The sequence below is a fragment of the Neobacillus ginsengisoli genome (assembly GCF_030813055.1).
Window position 1 is genome coordinate 350,349 of the sequence record NZ_JAUSTW010000006.1, and the last position, 22,512, is coordinate 372,860.

Sequence of the window (22,512 nt, forward strand, 5' to 3'; positions counted from 1 at the left end):
CAATCTCCTTAATAAAAAAGTTCAACCTTTATTAATTTTACAAAAATAACTATACTAAAATAAAGAGAAAAACAATGGGGAGGAATGAATTATATGCAACAGGAGAAGAGATACAGTGGAATGACCGAACATGAACTAAGACAAGAAATCTCCAAGTTCCAAGAACAGGCGAGAAAAGCTGAACAAATGGGTATGGTAAATGAGTTTGCTGTGCTTGAAAGGAAGGTCCTGATGGCTCGCGCGTATTTAATAGATCCGAATTCTTTTTCTCCAGGGGAAATTTATGAAATAGAAGGAGATCCGGGGCAATATTTCAAAATTGATTATATGAACGGTGTGTTTGCATGGGGTTACCGACTAAAGGGTGACGGAAAGGAAGAGGCATTACCGATATCTTTGTTAAAATTTTTAAAATAGGATAAAGACAAACCAGAGAATCGCTTGGTCTCTGGTTTGTCGCTTTCATATTAGTGTGACCGCTTCTTGGTTTCGTGCTTTAAAATGATCAGGTCTTGGGTAAGCTTGCTTTCGCCATTTATCTGGGAATGTGAATGTTTTGCATTAGCCCATGGTGTAGAGAATGGTTTGTTTTGGAAAAATTTTTGATTTCCCATAAGTAAGCCTCCCCTATTTTAAAATAACTCAGGTGTATCATTTTCGCGCTGACCAGATGCTCGCATACGCTCTTGAGGATGCGTATTAATGGTACCATTTGCTCTTTTTGAAGCATATTCGGCTTTTGCTCGTGGCTCTCCCTCAAACTTGTTGTTATTTTGATTCGGGAAATTGGTCGCTTTGTTTCTCATGCTGTACCTCCATCTTAAGGGAATGAGAAAACGTGAAAAGCAAAGCATTTTATCAATGCTTACCACGTATCTTTAGTATTCGCTCTAAAACATCAGGTTATGTTAAAAGAAAATGGTAATGAGGTGATAGCATGAATGATTATCATGAGAGATTAACAAAGAGTTTATTAAGTAAAAATCCGCAATTATCCTATAATTTAGCCCGAACGTGGGTTGAGTTACTCTGGGATGATTTTGAAACCACTTCAGCAAAAGCCGGGAGAACTTATCAAGGCAGTGAAATGACCGAAAGGATTGTCCACCAATGGATTGAAAATTATGGTGAGAAGCTGCATGAATTTGCAGCAACAAATCCAAAATATAAGGAATTCCTTAATCAGGGGAAAAATCATTGAATTAAAAAAGCGAGTGACAAAAATGTCACCGCTTTTTAACTTGGTATAATACTCAATTTTTTGCGTAATTTTTTCTCGCTAAATACCCATCCGGTGTAGGAGCTAATCCGCTTTAAATCACAATCTAATTGTACAACAGCGACAAATGGATAGTGACCGTTGCTTCGGTAACGCAGGTCAATAAATCGGACCTCATAGAAATCATTATATTCATCAACCTCCCAACGATACACCGGTGAAAAGGAGAGGAAGGCTGAAAGGTTTTTGTCCTTTTTAGCCGCTTCAATCACAGGTGTTTCCGGGACCGGTATCCGATGAAATCGATCTAAAATTTCAACCTCATGACCAATCGCCTTGCCAACAAAAAATTGGCTTTCGTTCATAGCCGCGATTCTCCACTGGTGAAACTTCATAGTAGGGGCAATGATGACATCGGTTAAATCAGGTATTAGTTTTTTTACCTCTGCTAAAACCCTCCGTTGGGCATGAAAACGGAGGAAATAGTAAGCGATGATCACCGCGTAAATGACTAAAAAGGTATAGCCCGGGTTTGCACCAAAGACCCAAATAAATATTCCAAGAACATGAATTCCAAATATAAACGGGTCAAATGTGTTAATTACCCCCAGGGCAACCCACTTATTTGAAAATGGCCTTAAAGCCTGGGTTCCATAAGCATTGAAAATATCGACAAAAACGTGAAGAAAAACCGCAGTAAACGTCCAAGCCCATAAGTGAAGAAGATTTGCATTCGGAAAAAAGGGATAAACCACTGCTATAATGACAAGCGGCCATAAAATAACTGACGGAATCGAATGGGTTACTCCACGATGGTTTCGAATGTATATGGCGTTATTCCTTAATTTTAATACAGTATCAATATCCGGTATTTGTGAACCTGCGATGGTTGCAATTAAAACACTAGTGACAGTGGCATGATTGCTTGCCACTACTGGGTCAAGCGACGCAAGACCTCCAAGAGCGATTCCCATGACAACATGTGTTCCTGTATCCAAAAGGAAAATCCTCCTTCAATAATTTCTTGTCAAAATAAACAAATTCGATTATCGTAAACAAAAATACTTATTATTATATTCCCTTACTTCGTAATGTTTAACAAGCTGGAGGCACTTAAATAATGGTAAACGTAGTTAAAAACATTGATAAGCTAGATATAGATGGATTTCAGAATGACTTAATTTCTTGGTTTAAAGCAGAACAGCGAAACCTGCCATGGAGAAAAGATCAAGACCCATACAAAGTTTGGGTTTCAGAAATAATGCTCCAGCAAACGAGGGTAGATACCGTAATCCCTTATTTTAATCGGTTTATTGAATGGTTTCCTACTATTGAAGACCTTGCAGACGCCAATGAAGATAAAGTATTAAAAGCATGGGAAGGACTCGGTTATTACTCAAGAGTCCGAAATTTACAATCAGCCGTAAGAGAAGTAAAAGAGAAATATAATGGTGTTGTACCGAATACTCCAAAAGAGATTTCGGAGCTTAAGGGGGTCGGCCCTTACACGGCAGGAGCAATCTTAAGTATCGCCTATGGAATCCCCGAACCTGCTGTTGATGGAAATGTAATGAGAGTTTTATCAAGAATCCTTTCTATTTGGGAAGATATAGCTAAAGCATCTTCTCGTAAGATTTTCGAACAGGCTGTGCGAGAATTAATTTCCCATGAAGAACCGTCGGAATTCAATCAGGCATTAATGGAGTTAGGTGCTTTAATATGTACTCCAACTTCCCCATCCTGTTTATTATGCCCGGTCCGAGACCATTGCCAGGCTTTTTATGAAGGGGTCCAATCCGAGCTGCCGATTAAATCAAAAAAAAATAAAGTGCGTGATGTTCAATTAGCGGCTGTTATTTTGACTGATAATGATGGTAAAATGCTGATTCATAAACGCCCCGAAAACGGTTTATTAGCTAATTTATGGGAATTTCCAAATATAGAAATTCATCATCCTATAGATAGTGACAGAGAGCAAATCATTGAACAATTTAAGCATATCTATGACTTGAAAATTGAGCTTGAAAAAATTATTGGGCAAATTGAGCATGTTTTTTCACATTTAGTCTGGAATATAAATATTCACTCAGGAAAGATTTATTCAGGTTTTAAGGAAAGTGACGAGTGGAAACTTGTTTCATTGGAAGAAATGAACGAGTTTGCGTTTCCTGTTTCGTCGCAAAAGATGCTTAAGCTTTATCATGAATTTCAAAAGTAATGAACGCCGTATTTTTAGGCGTTCATTTTTATTAATACGTATTGTTTGCTTCCTGTCGTTTTATACCGCCGCGATTTTCAATCTCTTCAATAATTTCCCGATGGATTGTCTGACCCTCGCTATTTAAATATGGGGCAATTTGTTGCAATGAATGATGAAAAAAGGCAAGCTCACTGTCGTCCCAATCCGTCTTTGACATCATCGAAAGCTCGGTCATATCCCTTCCGTTATACATTTTGCGCCTTCCTTTCTAAAACGTATTTACGTTAGCTTTTGTTAAAAGATAAGAAAGTATAAGCTGAACTTCGAATATTGTCTAGCTTCAGCGCCCAGCGACTAGTGTACTTCGCTCTCCTCCCTGTGATAAGTCAACATCGAATCGCACAAAACGCGATTCGTGTTTCCTTTATCTCAGTCGGAGCGCTCCAGTCCTGTCGTGCGCTAAGCGGGCGCTTCCGCTTTTCTTTTAAATTGTCTTCTATTCACAAAAAGGCTAAAATGATTACAAAACTTGATTTTTAGAAGGGAATAGAAATATGACACAAAAAGTAGCATTAATAACAGGAAGCAGCAGGGGAATTGGCAAGGCTACAGCGTTACGGTTGGCGCAATCGGGTTATGATATCGTAATTAATTATGCTAGAAGTAAAAAAGGTGCTCTTGAAACAGCAGAACAAATAGAAGCCTTAGGAAGAAAGGTTTTAGTTGTGAAGGCCAATGTTGGTGATGTAGTAAAAATTAAAGATATGTTTGCCCAAATTGAACAGGAATTTGGCCGATTGGATATTTTTGTGAATAATGCAGCATCAGGTGTTCAACGTCCTATTATGGAGCTAGAAGAATCACACTGGGATTGGACCTTAAACATTAATAGTAAGGCTTTATTGTTTTGTGCACAGGAAGCAGCAAAGCTAATGGAGAAAAACGGCGGTGGGAAAATTGTCAGCATCAGTTCGCTGGGCTCGATTCGTTATCTAAAGAATTATACTGTCGTTGGCGTTTCTAAAGCTGCTCTCGAAGCCTTAACAAGATATTTAGCTGTCGAGCTGGCACCAAAGAATATTGTTGTTAATGCGGTTTCGGGCGGTGCTGTCGATACTGAAGCATTAAAGCATTTTCCAAACCGGGAAGAATTACTTCAAGAAGCAAGGGATAATACACCTGCCGGAAGAATGGTTGAAATTGACGATATGGTTAACTGCATCATGTTCCTTCTATCAGAAGACTCAAGTATGATACGCGGGCAAACGATCATTGTTGATGGCGGAATATCATTGCTCGTTTAATTTATAAAGTAGAATATAACCGAGGCGTTTTCGATTTTTGATATTATTTTGCCATAATTTTCATGCATAGTCACCTCTACTCATGGTTATTATAATCTCGTGGAGGTGATTACAGTGGCAAAATTCAATCAACAAGCAAATAAAACTACAGCTGGAACGAACATCCAGGAAGTAAGACAACAAAATGCTCAATCAGCTAGTGCTGGTGCAGGTGCTGCAGGTGCAGCGGGCCAATTTGGAACTGAATTTGCGAGCGAAACAAATGCTCAGGAAGTAAGACAACAAAACCAACAATCTCAAGCTAAGAAAAACCAAGGCTCCGGCCAAATGGGTCAAAGCTAAGATAACGAAAGTGGAAGGCACTCTTTTATTCGAAAAAGAGTGCCTTCTATTATGTATTTTTAAGGAAATACACTCCTTCCACAATTTATTCGACAAAACCTCCATAAAGACTACAAAAGTAGTTAAAGGATATATAGTTCTTTTCAAGAATACATAATAGGTAAAAAAAATAAGGCGGTGGTGGAAATGAATCATTTTAACCGATTAGTTTCCGAGCAAATGGTAACAATGGAAAAATTACTGTATCTTCAAGCCGAGCTTGAGCGTTGTCAGGAAATTGAAGAAGAACTGCAAAACTTACAGAATGAAACAGAGTTAGAGAGTATCCAAATTGATATTGATCAAATGAAAAAAGAATTAAAAGAGATCCAATTAATGTTTGAAAGGCAAACAGAAGAGGTTATCAATTCCTATCGGGAAATGATTTTAACCCCTACCCTTTAAGGGAAATATTCGAATTTTAATCAAAAATATGCAAAATTTTATCGAGAGTCATTGAATTCAATGGCTCTATTGTTTTAAATTCTTCCTACAACCGTTATAATAGTAGAAAATAGGAATTGTACTTTGTTGCCTTTTGTCGTTTATTTATGTTTGGATTAGGTTACAAAGCGTTCAGGAATGAAAGTAGGGGAGAATCGTGGGCGTACCCATCGAAGGTGAACCAATACAAATACATAGCTATAAGCACAATGGGCACATCCATCGCGTCTGGGAAGAAACAACTGTTTTAAAAGGGACGCAGAGTTTGGTAATAGGCGGAAATGATCGGACGATAGTAACGGAATCGGATGGAAGAACGTGGATAACAAGGGAGCCGGCTATTTGTTATTTTCATTCTCAATACTGGTTTAATGTAATCGGTATGATTCGCGAGGATGGGATTTATTATTACTGCAATATTAGCTCACCGTTTATTTTTGACGGGGAAGCACTTAAATATATTGACTACGATCTTGATATAAAGGTATTTCCTGATATGACATTTAATTTGTTAGATGAGGATGAATATGAACGTCATCGCCGTGAAATGAAATACCCGGATGTCATCGATCAAATTCTTAAAAGAAATGTTGAAAAGCTCATTCGTTGGATCCGTCAGCGTAAAGGCCCATTTGCACCGGATTTTATTGATATTTGGTATGAACGATATTTAACATACAGACGATAAAAGTAGTGTTCATTTAACACCCTGTTGATGTCATCAACAGGTTTTCGTTTGTGTCCGCAAATACAATTGAAGTAAGGAGGTACATATTGAATAGCATATTCAGATACCTTAAATTTGTAAAACCATATCGTTGGCAAATTATTGGAACGATTATCATCGGGATTATCAAATTTGCGATACCTCTCATTATTCCTATGCTGATTAAGTACGTGGTGGATGATATTTTAGGAAATCACACTTTATCAGACCATGATAAGATTCAAAAGCTGGTGCTTATTATGGGAGTGATGGTTGTAGTCTTTATCGTTCTTCGTCCGCCGATTGAGTATTTTCGGCAATATTTTGCGCAATGGACATCTAGTAAGATTCTTTATGACATACGTGACACTTTATATTCACATATCCAAAAGTTAAGTTTTAAATATTATGCCAACACAAGAGCGGGAGAAATTATTTCCCGTGTCATAAATGATGTTGAACAAACGAAAACGTTTGTTATTTCCGGATTAATGAACTTTTGGCTAGATGTAGCAACAATTATCATTGCAATCGTTATTATGTTTTCAATGAATGTGTCACTCACAATTGTTTCCATTCTACTTTTTCCCCTCTATGCCATTTCTGTGAGATACTTTTTCGGTAATTTGCGTAAGTTTACCAGGATGCGTTCTCAAGCCTTGGCTGAGGTACAAAGTTATTTGCATGAACGGGTGCAGGGGATGTCTGTCATTAAGAGCTTTGCAATCGAAGAGTATGAACAAACGCAATTTGATAAGCAAAATAAAAACTTTTTAGAAAAGGCATTGCAGCATACAAGCTGGAATGCAAAGTCATTTTCAGCTGTTAATACGATTACAGACATTGCTCCCTTACTTGTTATCGGGTACTCCGCCTATCTTGTAATTCAGCATAATCTTTCATTAGGATCCATGATTGCTTTTTTTGCTTATATTGATAAGCTTTACGATCCGTTAAGAAGAATGGTTAATTCTTCGACGACGATTACGCAATCGTTTGCTTCAATGGATCGAGTATTTGAATTTATGGATGAAAAGTATGACATTGTCGACTTACCAGATGCTATTGAATGCACCCATGTCGAAGGTGATATAGCTTTTGAAAATATATCATTTGCCTATGGTGAAAAAGAAGAAATGGTTTTAAAGGACCTTGCATTAAATGTAAAAAAGGGAGAAACCATCGCACTGGTTGGGATGAGCGGCGGCGGAAAATCAACGATTGTAAGTTTAATTCCCCGTTTTTATGACGTTACAAAAGGCAGAATTGTTTTAGATGGCGTTGATATACGGCAATTTAAGGTACAAACCTTACGCGACAAAATTGGCGTCGTTTTTCAAGATAATATTTTATTTAGTGAATCAGTACGGGAAAATATTTTATTAGGAAAACCCGGTGCCTCTGATGAAGAAGTTTTCCAGGCAGCAAAAGCAGCGAATGCCCATGATTTTATCTTAAACCTTTCAGACGGTTATAACACGAAGGTAGGGGAAAGAGGGGTTAAGCTTTCAGGAGGGCAAAAGCAACGGATTGCAATCGCTCGAGTATTTTTGAAAAATCCGCCTATTTTAATTCTTGATGAGGCAACATCGGCCCTTGATTTAGAAAGTGAACATCTCATTCAAGGAGCTCTTGAGGAACTGGCTAAAGAACGCACTACCTTTATTGTCGCACACCGATTATCAACGATTACACATGCCAACCGGATTGTTTTAATTGAACATGGACAAATCGTCGAAGTTGGTACACATGAAGAACTAATGGCGATGCAAGGGAATTATTATAAATTATTTCAAATTCAACAGCTTGAAAAGAAAGAAAAAACCGAGGCAAATTCATAGCTGCCTCGGTTTTTAAATTTCGTTATTTTCCTCATTAATGGATACTTCATTTTGATGAAAGGAATGAAAGCTGTTAATTAATGTGTCTAGATGTTCAACATGTTCACCATAATCAATAATGGATGCGACGATTTGCATGATATGGTAATGATGTGGATTTTGATCTAGATTTTCATGGTGATGTTGTAAGAAGAGGTTGAATATTTCTTTTTTATTTAAACAAACGGCGGCTTCGGTATTAGCAGGCGGATTTGGAACCTTTCCAATGAATCTGAGCATAAGCTGCTCATGATGATAGATCAGGCAATCTAATTGCTCTCGAATTGAATGTTGAAAATCCTCGGGTAGATTTAGCAGTTCATTTTCAAAACGATGTAGTCGTTTTAATGTGTCGAGCCCTTTTCTTACTGCTAAAGTCATTTGTCGATAAACCACTAGTTTTCGTGATTTTTCTAATTTATTTTTTTTAAAATAACTCCGTTCCTCTTTGTACATTACATACAACTGCCCCATTTTTATGCTGCTGTCTTTTAGTTTTTCTATATCCGTTTTGAGCTGCTGGTGATCAAAATCATGACGTGTGCTTAAGCGGATCCACCTGATAATTTCTTCTGTTGTGCTGGTAATCCGAAGATAAAGCTTTGTTTCATACTTAGGAGGCATAAACACGAGATTAACAATGAATGCTGAAAATACTCCAATCATAATCGTCGAAAACCGGACACCTGCGAACGGAATAAAATTTCCGCCTGGTGTTTCCATAATGGAAATGAGCGTCACAAGTGAAAGGCCGATGTTATTTTCAAGTTTAAGCTTAAGATTAATCGTGATAACAATAACAGCCGCTAATCCAATAACAATGAAATGATTTCCTAAGGTAAGTACAAAAATGACTGCAAATAGAGCTCCAATAATATTTCCCTGAACTTGTTCAATAATTGTTAAATATGATCGATAAATAGTTGGCTGAATAGCAAAAATGGCTGCTATTCCTGCGAAGACCGGGGAAGGTGAATGTAGTAACTGTCCTAGGTAAAGTGATAAAACGATTGCTATTCCCGTTTTTAAAATGCGGGCGCCTAACTTCATTCAATTATTTTCCTTTCGATAAAATGAATTTGTTTTTAGTTTGTTCAATAATAAACAATATTGTACTATACATTGATTAGAACATATTATCAAGAAAAATATATAATTTTACTTTAAATTTTTGTAAGAAAATTTGACATAAAAAAAACGCTCGCCTGGAAAGCGAACGTTTTTTAAAAAAATACTATATCATTCCGTTGATACAGATGGATCAGCTTGTTCTTTAACCGGAAGTACCTGGACAAAGTGATTTTCAGGAGCAGCTAAGAGCTCTTGAAGCTGTTTAGCTTCTTCAGTCTGGCCATCACTTTCAAGCAGGTGAATATATTTTCCTAAAAGGTCATTGATATCACTTTTACCATTATCATTTAAATCGGCTACAGATACTTTTGCGCCTTTGGCAATTCTTCTCTTAATCGCATCTTTCGTTAGACCTAATTCAGGCTGGTGGCGAATATAGACTACACCGCCGGTCATACCTGCACAAATCCATGGCCCCGGATCTCCTAATACAAGGCCACGGCCATTCGTCATATATTCAAATGCAAAGCCCTTAATATTGGCATTTGAACCGATATTTCCAGCCTCATGTTCAGGTAGAGGCTTTTTAACAAAACCGCCAATGATTAAATCTGCTCCGGAAAGTCTAATTCCCGCACGGGCATCGGCATTTCCTTGTGCGACAAGGAGCCCTTTTTGAGCGCCATAGCCGAAACCTTTACCAACAGAACCGTTGTAATAGTTTCCATTTTTACCCTTAGACTTCAAGACTTGAATATTTCCTCCGAACGAAGTTTTACCGACACCGTCCTGTCCGCCGCCATTAACGGTAATGTTAATTCCTTCGCTATTATAGGCACCTAAGCCATTTCCGGGAATGGAGCCGTTTTTATACTTAAGGACAACAGGAGGCAGCTGTTTGTAAGAACCATCCAATCTGCCGCGTACTCTATGGCAGGAAACTCGACTTCCCAATACCCGCTGTTCAGAAGTGACACTGTCGAATTCGCGGGAGGAATGCAATTGTTCAACACTGCCATCAAGATACTCTGCACCAACTGCTACTTGCATTTGGACTTCTTCAATCGCCTTAGAAACTTCCGTTTTGGTAAATTGGCTAATTTCAAGTGACTTAAGCAGATAAGAAAGATCAAGCTGGTTCTGACCTCTAACTTGCTCTAATAAATCAGAACGGCCAACAGCATCCTGTAAATTGCGAATTCCCAGTGAAGCAGCCAAGGCCTTTACTTCATTGCCAAATGCCGTGAAGAGATTCATAATACCTTGAACGGCTAAATCCAATTGTCTTGGAACGAATCGGCGTAAACCGTGTTCTTTTGCCTGGATCTCTGATTCAATTTGTGTGGCGATCCCGACATGGCACGTATCTAAATGGCAGCCGCGGCAGGTGGTACAGCCGATGGAAAGCATCGCCAATGTTCCAAAACCGACTCGATTTGCCCCAAGAAGCATGACCTTAATAACATCCATTGCACTTTTCATACCGCCATCAGCCCATAATTCAACTTTATGGCGAAGGCCGCTCTCAAGAAGGGCATTGTGAGCTGCTTTAACACCAATTTCTACCGGTAATCCAACGTGCTGAAGGGCGTGAATTCTGGCAGCACCTGTACCGCCATCGAAACCGCTCAATGTGATAATATCTGCACCGGCTTTGGCAATACCAACAGCAATTGTTCCGATATTTGGAACAACAGGAACCTTTACAGCGATTTTTGCTTGATCATTTGCTGTCTTCAATTCTTGAATCATTTGTGCTAAATCTTCAATTGAGTAAATATCATGGTTATTTGAAGGTGAAATCAAGTCAGAACCAAGTGTTGCGTTACGAGCAGCAGCAACCTTTGCCGTTACTTTTGAGCCAGGTAAGTGCCCGCCTTCTCCAGGCTTTGCACCCTGACCAATTTTAATTTCTAATAAATTGGAGGAGTTTAAGAGTTCTGCATTGACACCAAATCGGCCTGATGCAATCTGCTGTCCTCTTGTTTTCGGATACTTACCAAGCATATCCTTAATTTCTCCGCCTTCGCCGTTTAAACTAACCATATTTAATCTATCGGCGCCTTCAGCATAAGCACGGAAAGCGATTTCGTTTTGCGAGCCAAACGACATAGAAGAGATAATAAACGGTAAATCATGGTCACCTACACGAATATCGACATCAGATGGTGATAGAGATTGATTACCCTTTTTCAATTGAACTAAATGGCGAATGGTCGTTGGGTTTTCCAGTTCTTGCTCTGAAATTTTATCCCGATACACATTATAGTCACCGGTAGAAGCCACTTCACCAATTGCCTTCCAAATGCGCGGGAATAAATGGAATGTTTTTCCGATCCGTTCCTTATCATTACGGTAATCTTCCGCTCTGGAAATAGCATCAAGCTTTAAGGCTTCAAAGTCATCGGCAATTTCTTTGGAACCGAAAAAGTTAACGGTACCTAATACTTTTGCAATATCTTCATGTAAGCCAATGCTTGAGAAGAGTCGGCCATAGCCACGTAATTCATGGATCCCGATCGTTGAGATTACCTTTTCAAGGCCTTTGGTTAGAGCGCTAAAGAGGTTGATTAAAGGCTTTGTTGATTCATCAAGTACTGTTATGAACATGTAATAAGGGCTGATTAAATCTGCTCCTAAGCCAAATACTGTCACAATATCGTGCAGGGAACGGATGGCCGCTGAACGTAAAACGATAGAACATTCTCTTCTTAATTCCGCCTTGACCAACGCTTGATCGATTGCTGAAGTGACGATATGCGGGTCAATCCAATAGGAATTATCTTGGTGTGCTGTTGCATCATCAAGGACAAGTAACGATTTACCTGCTTGAACAGCTTGAACTGCTTCATTTGCGAGTCTTTCTAATGCTTTATCAATTGTTTCGTCATTACTGAAAGTAGAAGAAATAAACGCTGCTAATTTTTTCTCCTGAAAATGCTGAACGACTTGATCGAAGCTCGGTTGACACAAGCTTTCTGAACAGCTAAATCCGGCTTTTCCTTCTAAGAGAAGGGGAGAGGTAAGCTCAAGTAAAGTTTCTGCTTGGTTATTAACGAATAAAGTAGGACGTTTCCCGATAATGACACGAGTGGAAAAATGCTCAGTTTCCCGGTCACGGTCAATTGCAGGATTTGTTACTACAGCTACACTTTCTTTAATATAATCAGCAATGTTTTTACGTTCAGGATTAAGAGCGGCGAGCGGTGCGTCATGTCCCAAGGAACGAATAGGTTCAACGCCCTTTTCAGCCATTTGCTCGATTAATTGAATATGATCACGTTCCCAGCCAAAAGCCTTATATTGACCGTTATGGATTTTGTCAGGATAATTCATTGTTACTGTTTTATTTAATGTAGGTGCACTTAAGCGCAGCCTTGAATTGTGAATTGCTAATCGATCAGAAAAACGATTATAAACTTCATTTTGGTAGCTGTCCTGTTCATAGACATCTAATTTGTTCCCATTCCATTTAAAGCCGACCTTTTCACCCGGTGCCAATGGCTTCGGGTCATTTACATACTCGCTTGAAGGAAGGATTCCTGATTCTGAGGAGAACAGATAGGAACTTTCAGTTTCAAGCATCCAAAGTGGGCGAAGACCAAGTGCGTCAACACTAAATACGGCTTCATCTCCGTAACGAGAAATAATTCCTGCAGGTCCCTGAGCAAAGTGTCCCCACGCTTCACGAAGATAGGTATATAAATCTTGAAGCTTTTCAGAATATGCCTTAATTTCGTTGACGATTGGCGGGAACAAAAGATCCATTGCTTCAAATAATGAATATCCTTCACGGCAGATTAACGTTTCCATAATTCTGCTTAAATCCTGCGAATCACTTCCATCTTTAACGAGCGGGACTCCAATCATTTTTGCTTCATCACGCAATTTGGAAATGGTATTGATTTCACCATTATGTCCAAGTACGCTAAATGGCTGAACACGGAAAAAGCTTGAAAGTGTATTGGTTGAATAACGATTATGCCCAAGCGTCATTGTGGAGGCAACGAGTGGATTTGCCAGGTCCTTATAATAGCGGGGAAGGATATCTCCGGCACCCATTACTTTGTATACAGCGTGATTTTGACTTAGTGATGCTACATGAACATGTTCATTGGTTTCAAAATCAATCAGTGCTTCAAAAAGAACTTTTGTTAATTCTTGCCCTGTTTTTGTTGTGAAACATGCAAATTGCCAAAAAACAGGATTTTCCTGAATTGCGATAGGACCTAATGCAGAAGGGTCCGTAACTTCATTTGTTTCAAAAACCACTTCTAATTCGTATTTTTCAAGCTTCTGAAGTAATTCATTTTTAGTAGAATGCCAGTTTGCTTTTTGGCTGATAAAAACATGACCAACAGCAAATCCGTCCTTTTCGGCTAATGTAGGGTCTACACCTGCATTAAGCAATTTTTCTTTCCAGAGCTTTGTTGGAATATCAGTATGAATTCCAACACCATCACCTTCGCCATTGATAAAGCCGGCGCGGTGATTCATTGTAACTAGTGCATCGATACAGTCAAAAATATTCTTTCGGGTTGGACGCTTGCTTTTTTCTAGGCAAGCGACTATTCCACACGCATCATGCTCATGTTTGTGAAAATCTTTGAAAAGGGAAGGGGTCCATCTTTGTGTCATTTTGTTGGGCTTCATCGGGTAATCCTCAAAAGCCGCTTCACCTCCTATTTAACTATTGGATTGAAAAAATAATGTAAGTGGTTAAGAAATAGTTTGGCACTTCACTGGGGTATTAAGGTAACGGAATAAAAACAAAATAATAATATAATAGTATCATATGAATTTTCAGAAATCAAATAAATATACATCAATTTGGATATGAAAATAGCTTGAAAATTGTGTTAAATATATGGAAAAAGTTTTATTGTAAACGTTTTCAAGCGTAGTGCAAAAATAAAAGGGAGTGATTACCACTCCCTTTTATTGTATAAAAACTGTATATTTATTCGCCTTTGAGTAAGGAAAATGCATTATTAACAGCATGGATTGTTGCTTCAACGTCCTCTTCTGTATGAGCGATTGTAAGGAACCAAGCTTCGTATTTAGAAGGAGCAAGATTAATACCTTGGTGAAGCATTAGTTTGAAGAATTTAGCAAAGGTTTCACCGTCTGTATTTTCAGCTTGCTCATAGTTTTCAATTTTTTCTGTTGTAAAATAAACGGTGAATGCACCTTTTAACCGATTTATCGTAATTTGAATATCGTGTTCCTTTGCCGCTTCTGTAATCCCTTCTTGCAGCATTGCACCTAAACTGTCTAAGTAATCGTAAATACCATCCTGTTTTAATATTTCAAGACATGCGATACCGGAAAGTATCGAGGCAGGATTACCGGCCATTGTTCCTGCTTGATAAGCAGGGCCAAGCGGCGCCACTTTTTCCATTATTTCCTTTCGTCCGCCATAAGCACCGATTGGCAGACCGCCGCCAATGATTTTACCCAGTGCCGTTAAATCCGGTTGGATACCTAATAAATCTTGTGCGCCGCCATACATGAAACGGAAAGCGGTTATGACTTCATCATAAATTACAAGCGCGCCGGCTTCATGAGTAAGATCATTGACCTGCTGTAAGAATCCAGGTTTTGGTTCAACAATCCCAAAATTTCCAACAATCGGTTCTACTAAAACAGCCGCAATTTGGTCGCCCCATTTTGAAAGTGCTTCTTTAAAAGGTTCAATATCATTAAACGGTACGGTAATCACTTCCTGAGCAATACTTTTTGGGACACCGGCTGAATCAGGTGTTCCCAGTGTTGAAGGACCCGAACCTGCCGCAACAAGGACAAGGTCAGAATGGCCATGATAACAGCCTGCAAACTTAATAATTTTATCTCTTCCAGTATATGCACGGGCGACACGAATTGTTGTCATTACTGCTTCTGTACCCGAGTTTACGAAGCGAACCTTATCTAATGAAGGAATAGCTTCCTTCAGCATTTTTGCAAATTTCACCTCATGCGGTGTAGGTGTGCCGTATAGAACACCGCTTTCTGCTGCTTTTTTGATAGCTTCTGTGATATGTGGGTGGGCATGACCTGTAATGATCGGCCCGTACGCAGCGAGATAATCGATATATTGATTGCCGTCGACATCCCAAAAGTAAGCGCCTTGAGCACGTTCCATTACAACAGGGGCACCTCCACCTACAGCTTTATAAGACCTGGATGGACTATTTACTCCGCCGACAATATGTTTAAGTGCTTCATTATGTAATCGTTCTGAATTAGAAAATTGCATTATTTTTCCTCCTCATTAATTATTTCTTCCTTATTTTAGCACGTTTTTTATCACTTTTTTTCTGTTTAAACTTTTTGAATATTTTATAAGAAACATTAAAAGGCAGGACAGTTGTGTTACTAGCGTTATTTGGCTAAACTAACTTCCTAGGTATGCATCAGGAGGAATAAGAATGACGAATGTAATTGAAGTGGAAAATTTGCGAAAAGAGTTTAATGCCTATTCTAGCCGAACAGGATTAAAAGGGGCCTTCAGGGATCTTTTTACCAGAAATTATAAGGTTGTTCCTGCTGTAAATGATATAAACTTTTCAGTGAAAAAGGGGGAAATGGTCGGTTATATAGGTGAAAATGGTGCCGGAAAATCAACGACGATTAAAATGCTGACAGGGATTTTAACTCCGACATCAGGTCAGGTAACAGTTAATGGAATGAACCCTCATAAAGAGCGGGAAAAATTTGTCCAGACAATTGGTGTAGTATTTGGCCAGCGGTCGCAATTGTGGTGGGATATAGCAGTCCAGGAATCGTTCCGGCTTTTGAAAAAAGTCTATAAGGTTTCAGATGAACATTACAATGACCACATGAAACATGTCATTAAAACCTTAGATATCGAACCGTTATTGGATAAGCCTGTCCGTAAATTATCGCTGGGGCAGAGGATGAGATGTGAGCTTGCTGCAGCGTTAATTCACAATCCGCCCTTACTGTTTTTAGATGAACCGACAATTGGATTAGATGTACTGGTTAAGTTGAAGATTCGAGAATTCTTAAAAGAGATTAATGAAAAGTTCCAAACAACAATTCTACTAACAACACATGATCTTTCCGACATTGAAGCATTGTGTGAGCGCGTGGTCATGCTAGATGAAGGGAAAATTATTTATGATGGTGCACTTAAGAATTTAAAAGAGCAATGGGGCGAAGGGAAAGCACTCCAGTTTCAATTCTTAGAAAGTGTCGATCTCTTAGCGATACGCAAATTAACTGTTGGAATGCCTGTTAAGTGGGAGATGGATGAGAAGAATACCGAATTTACAGCTATTCTGGAGGATAACGATGAACTCATTTCTCAGGTCATTGCTAAGACGGTAGCGGCTTTTAAAATTAAAGATATCAAAATTAACGAGACTTCAACGGAAGAAATTATTCGGAATATATATGAGAAGGGCACTGTATAAGAGGGGAGGGGCATAAATATGGATAAATATTTAGAAATGATTAGAATTCGTTTTTTAATGATGCTTGCATATCGAACAAATTATTATACAGGGATTCTAATTTATGGTATTAACATTGGAGCCTATTATTTTTTATGGTCGGCTATTTATGGAGGGAAGCAACACATCGTGGGACTTTCTGTCATACAAATGACCACTTATGTTGCGGTCTCCTGGATGGCACGTGCCTTTTATTTTAATAACCTTGACAGGGAAATGGCACTGGAAATCATGGAAGGGAAAGTGGCAATTGAATTAATCAGGCCATACAGTTACCTTGGAATGAAAATCATGCAGGGGTTGGGCGAAGGGATATTCCGGCTCTTCTTTTTCTCCGCTCCTGGATTGGTAATTGTCTCTTTCGTCTTTCCGGTGAAATTTACTTGGGACCCGGGAGTTTGGGGATTGTTTGCCATTTCCATCCTATTAAGTTTTTTCATCAATACGGAACTCAATTTATTGACAGGAATAACCACTTTTTTCTTATATAATAATGCAGGCTTAATTCGGGCAAAGCGAGTCGTAATTGATTTATTTTCCGGACTGCTCCTTCCGATAAGTTTCTTTCCAGGATGGGCGCAAGGGGTGATGAAATATCTTCCTTTCCAAGGTATCAGCTATATCCCAAGCATGATATTTACGAATGGATTCTCCCACCAGCAAGCGATGAATGCCCTTATTCAACAATTGGTTTGGGTGATTATTTTAATTTTGCCTATTCAATTCCTTTGGTACTTGGCAAAAAAACAAATGATCATTCAAGGAGGGTGAAAAATGTTTTATACATCCATGCTTTTTCAATATATTTCTCAATACTTAAAAACAAGGTTTCAGTATCGGGCCGATTTGTTTGTTGAGTTTTTTTCTGATTTACTATCACAGGCAGTTAACCTGATCTTTATTTTAGTGGTATTTGGACACACAAGCTTGTTGAATGGTTGGAATCAAGACGAAATAATTTTTATGTATGGTTTTTTTCTCGTGCCGTTTGCCTTATTTTCCACGTTTTTTAACATATGGGATTTTAATGAGCGGTATATTGTGAAGGGGGAGCTTGACCGAATTCTTACCAGACCTATTCATAGCCTGTTTCAAATTATTCTTGAACGACTTGAACTTGAATCATTATTAGGTGCCATTACCGGATTAGCTGTTATGTTTTATTCGGGAAGCCGCCTGGGTCTTTCGGTACATTGGTACGACCCGTTCTTGTTTTTGGTTTTTGTGATAGGCGGAGCTCTTGTTTATGGAGGAGTTTTTATTATGATAGCGTGTATTAGTTTTTGGGCAGATGCAAGAACGTCCATTATGCCGATGATGTACAATATTAGCAGCTATGGCCGTTATCCGGTTGATATTTATAATAAAGTAATCCGCTTTGTTTTAACATGGGTATTGCCATTTGCCTTTGTTGGAGTTTACCCTGCGGCTTATTTTCTTGGTAAAAAAGAATGGTATATGTATGCATTTTTAACACCGGTCATTGGTATAGTATTCTTTGTACTTTCGGTACTTCTTTGGAATCAGGGAGTAAAAAAGTATCGCGGAGCAGGAAATTGATTACACCTGACATAAGTTGTCCGGTTTTTTTGATATTTTAAGGTCCAAGCGTGCATAGAAATAGAGTAGCTCAAATAAATTTTGAGGTGGTCTAAAGATGATCTATTTCTTGCTTCCAATCGTGGTTTTTTGCATTTTTATGAGTTTGCGGACTCTTTTTATCCCAAAAACACTTAGAGGTAAATTCGCATCGGTTGAAAACTTTCTTTATTTGGGTTTAGTATACTTAACTGTCATTATCGGATTCGGTCTTATCTATCTATTGTTTAATTTAGTCGGCAGTCCATTACTGGTAGAAATGTATAAGCATAATCGGCATAATATGTTTGAGACAAGTTTTTATTTTAGTGCAATGACTCTTTTTTCAGTCGGTAACGGTGATGTCATTCCCTATGGACTTGGAAGAATTATTGCTGTAACAGAGGCATTAATTGGCTATACCCTTCCTGCGGCATTTGTAGCAAGAGCAGTATTTGAACGAAAAAAATGATTCCGCTGAAATCGGGATAGTTGTTTTGTTTGCTTAGATTCGTTAGGCTATAATTAAGAAATATTTTACAAATGGAGTGATCGTTTTGACAGTTGAAGTAGGGATGCAGGCTCCTGATTTCACATTAGAAGGAAATACTAATGAGACAGTAACTTTATCTAGTTTTAAAGGGAAAAATGTGGTTCTTTATTTTTATCCGAAGGACATGACACCGGGGTGTACGACGGAAGCATGTGATTTTCGTGACAGGGTTCAACAATTTAATGAAATGAATGCTGTAATAGTAGGAATAAGTCCGGACCCTGTTGACCGCCATAAGAAATTTATTGAGAAATACGGATTGCCGTTTATATTACTTGCAGATACAGATAACCGGGTAGCAGAAGCCTATGGCGTATGGAAATTAAAGAAAAACTTTGGCAAAGAATATATGGGGATTGAAAGATCTACCTTTATTCTTGATAAGAAAGGTATACTCGTAAAAGAGTGGAGGAAAGTCCAAGTAAATGGACATGTTGAAGAAGCTTTGAATTACATACGGGAGAATCTTCAATAATCAATTTTAAATTGGAAGCCTATTTTCTTCATTAAAGGCATTTGTCCAATGCAATAAACCGGAGTTTGAATATCATTTTATTAGGGCATACCTCCTCAGATAAAAATTTTCGGGTCCATAGAGGCCCTTTTTTTTATGATTAAAAACAAATTTTATACTTTCAAGTTTTATAATGTTTGTATAGGTGATATGATGAAGAAAAATGACAAAGATAAATAAGTTTGAAAGGATCGAGCATGAAAGGTAAATCTACCTCGCTCTTTTGAAATTTTCAAACACATTTTTAATACATATATTAAAAAGGAAAAAAGATTGGGGGGATTAATATTGAAGATATATACAAAAACAGGTGATAAGGGGACTACCTCCCTTATTTACGGTCAAAGAGTTGCAAAAACTGACTTGCGAGTAGAAGCATACGGGACCTGTGATGAGACAAATTCTATGATTGGGCTTGCGCTAAGTTATATAAATGGGGAAAAATTTCAAGGAAAAGAAATGATTGAAAAAGTATATCATAAAATACAAACAAATCTTTTTCATGTTGGGGCTGAGTTAGCTACCCCGAAGGGAAAAGAAGTTAAATGGTCACTCTCATCTGCTGATATCGAAGAAATGGAAAAACAAATTGATGAATGGAATGCATCACTCCCAGAGTTAATGAATTTTATTCTACCGAGTGGTCATCCCTCAGGAGCTGCTTTTCATGTTGCACGGACAATTGCTAGAAGAGCAGAAAGATGTGCAGTAGCAATAGGTGAAGATGTAAATCCACTTGTTTTAGCTTATTTAAACAGGCTTTCCGATCTTTTGTTTGTTACTGCGAGGTATGTGAACCATCTTTTAGGACAAAAAGAACAAACATTACATGAGTAAATATGAAAAATTGCCTATATCTGAGATTACAATATTGACAAGAGTATAAAAGAATTAGTAAACTAATTATAACAATTATAATGTAAGAATATTTTTTAGAAAAGAGGTGCATGGCGATGAATCAGCTAAAAGAAGCGTTGGATACCTTAAAGGAAACCGGGGTACGGATTACTCCGCAACGTCATGCGATACTTGAATATTTAATAAACTCGATGTCACATCCTACAGCAGATGATATTTATAAAGCCCTTGAGGGGAAGTTCCCTAATATGAGTGTGGCAACAGTTTACAACAATTTACGGGTATTTCGTGAAGTTGGTTTAGTAAAGGAATTAACTTATGGTGATGCTTCAAGTCGCTTTGACTTTGTTACCTCACATCATTATCATGTTATTTGTGAAAAATGCGGAAAAATAGTCGATTTTCATTATCCCGGTTTAGATGAAGTGGAACAATTAGCTTCGCATGTAACCGGCTTTAAAGTTGAAAATCACCGTTTGGAGATTTACGGATCTTGTCCGGAATGTGCAAGTAAAGAAGTTCATTAGATGAATGAAACTAAGGCCGATTTCAATTAAGAATCGGCTTTTTTGGTCAAATTAAAAAAGCTATCTCTGAAATGATGAGATAGCTATTTATTTTCGGATTTCTTATTATAAGATTCATCAAACTCTCTTCCCTCTAGTTTTTGATCGAGAGTCAAGGGTTCCCGGCAATACATACACATGTCTACGCGACCGAGCATTTTTGTCGGCTTGCCGCAGCTTGGACACATAACTTGTATCGTTTTTGTTGATAACATTCCAATCCAAAAATATACGACGGTACTGGCAATAATAAAAAGAAGACCTAAAAGCATGAAAATGGTCATAATAAGTGGTGAATTTCGAAAATAGATTCCGCCATACATAACGATAAAACCGATGAAAATTAAAGATAGTGCAAAAGTACGAATTTTATTTATCTTACTCGAATATTTAGCCATATGACTCCCTCCTAGAGAAACTATACCATATTTATGAATGGAGAAAAAAGGCTATACAGATCAATGTCGAATTTTGTCTCCAAATAAAGAAGGAGTTTTAATATTACTGTCGAACATTATAGGCTATTGAAAAAAATGGAGGTATGAGAATGGAAGACATTCTTCGGCCCATTTATCAAGAAAGGGCAAGCCAATCAAATACACTTGGAGTTTTGATGGTTGAAAAAAGACAAAAGTCAGGTCAGACAACAGATTCATTCGATGTTATTCTATTAGTTATTGTAAAAGAGGCGGAACAGCCTTTATTTATAAAACACTATTCTTATGATGATAAGAAAGCTTCTATGCATGTTATTGCTGAACCTTTATTGCAAGAATGGCTTTTATTAGGTACCAATCGAAAAATATTTGAATGGCTTCACGATGCAAAAATCATCTTCGATCGAAATGAATACGTAGCTAATTTAAAAACAGAACTAAGAGAATTCCCTTTTTACGGAAGGAAGCTCAAAATGGGCTTAGAATTTGCGAAGTTAATCCGACGCTATGTGGATGGCAAAGCTCTTTTTGAAAGTCATTTGTTTCTTGATGCCTATAATCATGTGGTCCATTCCCTGCATCATCTTGCCAGGCTGGCGGTTATTGAAAATGGTTTACATCCCGAACTTACTGTTTGGCATCAAGTGAAGCAAATCGAACCTGAAATATTTAAATTATATGAAGAACTCGTTAATAGTGAAGAAATGCTTGAAAAAAGACTTGAACTTCTATTTTTGGCAAGCGAGTTTTTGATCCATTCCAGAACCAATATCGGTGCAGGACATTTATTAGAGATATTAAATAATAAAGAGTATTGGTCGTTCAGTGAAATCATGAGTGAAAAGGAACTTACCCCTTACTCAGTCGATATGTCCGTGTTAATTGAATATTTAATTGATAAACATTTAATTGAAGTCGTAAATGTAGAAACAAAAGGACAAGGTGTTTTTCATCGATGCTACCGTACTCACAAAAAATTATCGTAAAAAGATAAAAAACGTATTGACCTTTGAGATAATACTTGGTATATTTATAACCGTCGCTGCTGAACAAACTTTTAAAGTTTTTCGCAAGTGACGGTTTTTTTAAAAAAGTTATTGACACTTTAAAAAGCCTTGTGTTATATTAATAAAGTCGCTTACGGGCGATGGAGACATTGATCTTTGAAAACTAAACAAACAAAATCGTGCAAACAAACAATAACTATCAGTGAATCTTTCGCGAGAAAGTAAAGCTGAGCCAACGTAACTTTTATGAGCTAATCAACTTTCTTGGAGAGTTTGATCCTGGCTCAGGACGAACGCTGGCGGCGTGCCTAATACATGC

24 protein-coding genes are annotated in these 22,512 nt (G+C 38.0%); 16 read left to right on the forward strand and 8 right to left on the reverse strand.

The features are described 5' to 3' along the window. The first annotated feature begins 93 nt into the window (after positions 1–93). Positions 94–417, forward strand: a complete 324-nt coding sequence (locus tag J2S10_RS19200) for a YfhH family protein (RefSeq protein WP_370876241.1) — start codon at positions 94–96, stop codon at positions 415–417. Between the two features lie 50 nt (positions 418–467). Here J2S10_RS19200 and J2S10_RS19205 read toward each other — a convergent pair whose 3' ends face one another. Further along, positions 468–614 carry a YpzG family protein gene (locus J2S10_RS19205; RefSeq protein ID WP_307410870.1) on the reverse strand — a complete coding sequence of 49 codons (147 nt, stop codon included), beginning with the start codon at positions 612–614 and terminating at the stop codon, positions 468–470. Positions 615–632: 18 nt separating this feature from the next. Continuing rightward, positions 633–806, reverse strand: coding sequence for a small, acid-soluble spore protein K (locus tag J2S10_RS19210; RefSeq protein ID WP_307410874.1), 174 nt, complete (start codon positions 804–806; stop codon positions 633–635). Between the two features lie 131 nt (positions 807–937). Here J2S10_RS19210 and J2S10_RS19215 point away from each other — a divergent pair, with 131 nt between their 5' ends. Beyond that, positions 938–1,201 carry a YfhJ family protein gene (locus tag J2S10_RS19215; RefSeq protein ID WP_307410876.1) on the forward strand — a complete coding sequence of 88 codons (264 nt, stop codon included), beginning with the start codon at positions 938–940 and terminating at the stop codon, positions 1,199–1,201. A 35-nt stretch (positions 1,202–1,236) separates the two neighbouring features. Here the strand turns inward: J2S10_RS19215 and J2S10_RS19220 are convergent, their stop codons facing one another. Next, positions 1,237–2,217 (reverse strand): metal-dependent hydrolase, encoded by a 981-nt coding sequence (locus tag J2S10_RS19220; RefSeq protein WP_307410879.1) that lies wholly within the window; start codon positions 2,215–2,217, stop codon positions 1,237–1,239. Positions 2,218–2,339: 122 nt separating this feature from the next. Between J2S10_RS19220 and mutY the strand changes: the two genes are divergently transcribed. Further along, positions 2,340–3,437: an A/G-specific adenine glycosylase gene (mutY, locus tag J2S10_RS19225; RefSeq protein ID WP_307410882.1), complete on the forward strand. Its 1,098-nt coding sequence runs from the start codon at positions 2,340–2,342 to the stop codon at positions 3,435–3,437. 31 nt (positions 3,438–3,468) lie between these two features. On the opposite strand, the gene J2S10_RS19230 is transcribed toward mutY, so the two are convergent. Continuing rightward, entirely contained in the window at positions 3,469–3,672 is a 204-nt protein-coding gene (locus tag J2S10_RS19230; RefSeq protein WP_307410885.1) for a hypothetical protein, read from the reverse strand. A 301-nt stretch (positions 3,673–3,973) separates the two neighbouring features. Between J2S10_RS19230 and fabL the strand changes: the two genes are divergently transcribed. The 5 genes from fabL to J2S10_RS19255 all read left to right on the forward strand — a co-directional run bounded on the left by fabL (position 3,974) and on the right by J2S10_RS19255 (position 8,095). Next, complete coding sequence (fabL, locus tag J2S10_RS19235) at positions 3,974–4,723, forward strand: enoyl-[acyl-carrier-protein] reductase FabL (protein ID WP_307410887.1); 750 nt, start codon at positions 3,974–3,976, stop codon at positions 4,721–4,723. Positions 4,724–4,837: 114 nt separating this feature from the next. Next, a complete protein-coding gene (locus J2S10_RS19240; RefSeq protein ID WP_307410890.1) occupies positions 4,838–5,065 on the forward strand; it encodes a gamma-type small acid-soluble spore protein in 228 nt (75 codons plus the stop codon). A gap of 186 nt (positions 5,066–5,251) precedes the next feature. After that, positions 5,252–5,509, forward strand: coding sequence for a YgaB family protein (locus J2S10_RS19245; protein ID WP_307410893.1), 258 nt, complete (start codon positions 5,252–5,254; stop codon positions 5,507–5,509). 196 nt (positions 5,510–5,705) lie between these two features. Beyond that, complete coding sequence (ntdP, locus tag J2S10_RS19250) at positions 5,706–6,236, forward strand: nucleoside tri-diphosphate phosphatase (RefSeq protein ID WP_307410895.1); 531 nt, start codon at positions 5,706–5,708, stop codon at positions 6,234–6,236. An 86-nt stretch (positions 6,237–6,322) separates the two neighbouring features. Further along, the gene (locus J2S10_RS19255) at positions 6,323–8,095 is read left to right on the forward strand and encodes an ABC transporter ATP-binding protein (RefSeq protein WP_307410898.1); all 1,773 of its coding nucleotides are present in this window, start codon (positions 6,323–6,325) and stop codon (positions 8,093–8,095) included. A gap of 12 nt (positions 8,096–8,107) precedes the next feature. Here the strand turns inward: J2S10_RS19255 and J2S10_RS19260 are convergent, their stop codons facing one another. The 3 genes from J2S10_RS19260 to J2S10_RS19270 all read right to left on the reverse strand — a co-directional run bounded on the left by J2S10_RS19260 (position 8,108) and on the right by J2S10_RS19270 (position 15,461). Continuing rightward, positions 8,108–9,184, reverse strand: coding sequence for an FUSC family protein (locus J2S10_RS19260; protein ID WP_307410900.1), 1,077 nt, complete (start codon positions 9,182–9,184; stop codon positions 8,108–8,110). 189 nt (positions 9,185–9,373) lie between these two features. Further along, a complete protein-coding gene (locus tag J2S10_RS19265; RefSeq protein WP_307410985.1) occupies positions 9,374–13,843 on the reverse strand; it encodes a glutamate synthase-related protein in 4,470 nt (1,489 codons plus the stop codon). A 322-nt stretch (positions 13,844–14,165) separates the two neighbouring features. Beyond that, positions 14,166–15,461 (reverse strand): glutamate-1-semialdehyde 2,1-aminomutase, encoded by a 1,296-nt coding sequence (locus J2S10_RS19270; protein WP_307410902.1) that lies wholly within the window; start codon positions 15,459–15,461, stop codon positions 14,166–14,168. A gap of 172 nt (positions 15,462–15,633) precedes the next feature. On the opposite strand from J2S10_RS19270, the gene J2S10_RS19275 reads away from it, so the two are divergent. The 7 genes from J2S10_RS19275 to perR all read left to right on the forward strand — a co-directional run bounded on the left by J2S10_RS19275 (position 15,634) and on the right by perR (position 20,710). Next, entirely contained in the window at positions 15,634–16,641 is a 1,008-nt protein-coding gene (locus J2S10_RS19275) for an ABC transporter ATP-binding protein (RefSeq protein ID WP_307410905.1), read from the forward strand. Between the two features lie 18 nt (positions 16,642–16,659). Further along, a complete protein-coding gene (locus tag J2S10_RS19280) occupies positions 16,660–17,451 on the forward strand; it encodes an ABC transporter permease (RefSeq protein ID WP_307410908.1) in 792 nt (263 codons plus the stop codon). A gap of 3 nt (positions 17,452–17,454) precedes the next feature. Then, positions 17,455–18,240, forward strand: a complete 786-nt coding sequence (locus J2S10_RS19285; RefSeq protein WP_307410911.1) for an ABC transporter permease — start codon at positions 17,455–17,457, stop codon at positions 18,238–18,240. Positions 18,241–18,337: 97 nt separating this feature from the next. After that, a complete protein-coding gene (locus J2S10_RS19290; RefSeq protein WP_307410915.1) occupies positions 18,338–18,730 on the forward strand; it encodes an ion channel in 393 nt (130 codons plus the stop codon). Positions 18,731–18,815: 85 nt separating this feature from the next. Then, positions 18,816–19,286, forward strand: coding sequence for a thioredoxin-dependent thiol peroxidase (gene bcp, locus J2S10_RS19295; protein ID WP_307410918.1), 471 nt, complete (start codon positions 18,816–18,818; stop codon positions 19,284–19,286). Positions 19,287–19,613: 327 nt separating this feature from the next. After that, positions 19,614–20,162, forward strand: a complete 549-nt coding sequence (locus J2S10_RS19300; protein ID WP_307410921.1) for a cob(I)yrinic acid a,c-diamide adenosyltransferase — start codon at positions 19,614–19,616, stop codon at positions 20,160–20,162. 110 nt (positions 20,163–20,272) lie between these two features. Next, entirely contained in the window at positions 20,273–20,710 is a 438-nt protein-coding gene (gene perR, locus J2S10_RS19305) for a peroxide-responsive transcriptional repressor PerR (RefSeq protein WP_307410924.1), read from the forward strand. Positions 20,711–20,793: 83 nt separating this feature from the next. On the opposite strand, the gene J2S10_RS19310 is transcribed toward perR, so the two are convergent. Then, positions 20,794–21,147 (reverse strand): YgzB family protein, encoded by a 354-nt coding sequence (locus J2S10_RS19310; RefSeq protein ID WP_307410926.1) that lies wholly within the window; start codon positions 21,145–21,147, stop codon positions 20,794–20,796. A gap of 149 nt (positions 21,148–21,296) precedes the next feature. Between J2S10_RS19310 and J2S10_RS19315 the strand changes: the two genes are divergently transcribed. Further along, positions 21,297–22,172 carry a nucleotidyltransferase-like protein gene (locus J2S10_RS19315; RefSeq protein ID WP_307410929.1) on the forward strand — a complete coding sequence of 292 codons (876 nt, stop codon included), beginning with the start codon at positions 21,297–21,299 and terminating at the stop codon, positions 22,170–22,172. Positions 22,173–22,512: the final 340 nt, after the last annotated feature.

What these genes read in the sequence shown, in the direction of transcription:
- J2S10_RS19260 (WP_307410900.1), bottom strand. Translation starts at nt 9,184, where the DNA reads ATGAAGTTAGGCGCCCGCATTTTAAAAACGGGAATAGCAATCGTTTTA.
- fabL (WP_307410887.1), top strand. Translation starts at nt 3,974, where the DNA reads ATGACACAAAAAGTAGCATTAATAACAGGAAGCAGCAGGGGAATTGGC.
- J2S10_RS19270 (WP_307410902.1), bottom strand. Translation starts at nt 15,461, where the DNA reads ATGCAATTTTCTAATTCAGAACGATTACATAATGAAGCACTTAAACAT.
- J2S10_RS19205 (WP_307410870.1), bottom strand. Translation starts at nt 614, where the DNA reads ATGGGAAATCAAAAATTTTTCCAAAACAAACCATTCTCTACACCATGG.
- J2S10_RS19245 (WP_307410893.1), top strand. Translation starts at nt 5,252, where the DNA reads ATGAATCATTTTAACCGATTAGTTTCCGAGCAAATGGTAACAATGGAA.
- J2S10_RS19215 (WP_307410876.1), top strand. Translation starts at nt 938, where the DNA reads ATGAATGATTATCATGAGAGATTAACAAAGAGTTTATTAAGTAAAAAT.
- J2S10_RS19310 (WP_307410926.1), bottom strand. Translation starts at nt 21,147, where the DNA reads ATGGCTAAATATTCGAGTAAGATAAATAAAATTCGTACTTTTGCACTA.
- J2S10_RS19285 (WP_307410911.1), top strand. Translation starts at nt 17,455, where the DNA reads ATGTTTTATACATCCATGCTTTTTCAATATATTTCTCAATACTTAAAA.
- J2S10_RS19280 (WP_307410908.1), top strand. Translation starts at nt 16,660, where the DNA reads ATGGATAAATATTTAGAAATGATTAGAATTCGTTTTTTAATGATGCTT.
- J2S10_RS19275 (WP_307410905.1), top strand. Translation starts at nt 15,634, where the DNA reads ATGACGAATGTAATTGAAGTGGAAAATTTGCGAAAAGAGTTTAATGCC.
- J2S10_RS19290 (WP_307410915.1), top strand. Translation starts at nt 18,338, where the DNA reads ATGATCTATTTCTTGCTTCCAATCGTGGTTTTTTGCATTTTTATGAGT.
- J2S10_RS19315 (WP_307410929.1), top strand. Translation starts at nt 21,297, where the DNA reads ATGGAAGACATTCTTCGGCCCATTTATCAAGAAAGGGCAAGCCAATCA.
- J2S10_RS19200 (WP_370876241.1), top strand. Translation starts at nt 94, where the DNA reads ATGCAACAGGAGAAGAGATACAGTGGAATGACCGAACATGAACTAAGA.
- mutY (WP_307410882.1), top strand. Translation starts at nt 2,340, where the DNA reads ATGGTAAACGTAGTTAAAAACATTGATAAGCTAGATATAGATGGATTT.
- J2S10_RS19265 (WP_307410985.1), bottom strand. Translation starts at nt 13,843, where the DNA reads ATGACACAAAGATGGACCCCTTCCCTTTTCAAAGATTTTCACAAACAT.
- J2S10_RS19210 (WP_307410874.1), bottom strand. Translation starts at nt 806, where the DNA reads ATGAGAAACAAAGCGACCAATTTCCCGAATCAAAATAACAACAAGTTT.
- J2S10_RS19230 (WP_307410885.1), bottom strand. Translation starts at nt 3,672, where the DNA reads ATGTATAACGGAAGGGATATGACCGAGCTTTCGATGATGTCAAAGACG.
- perR (WP_307410924.1), top strand. Translation starts at nt 20,273, where the DNA reads ATGGCGATGAATCAGCTAAAAGAAGCGTTGGATACCTTAAAGGAAACC.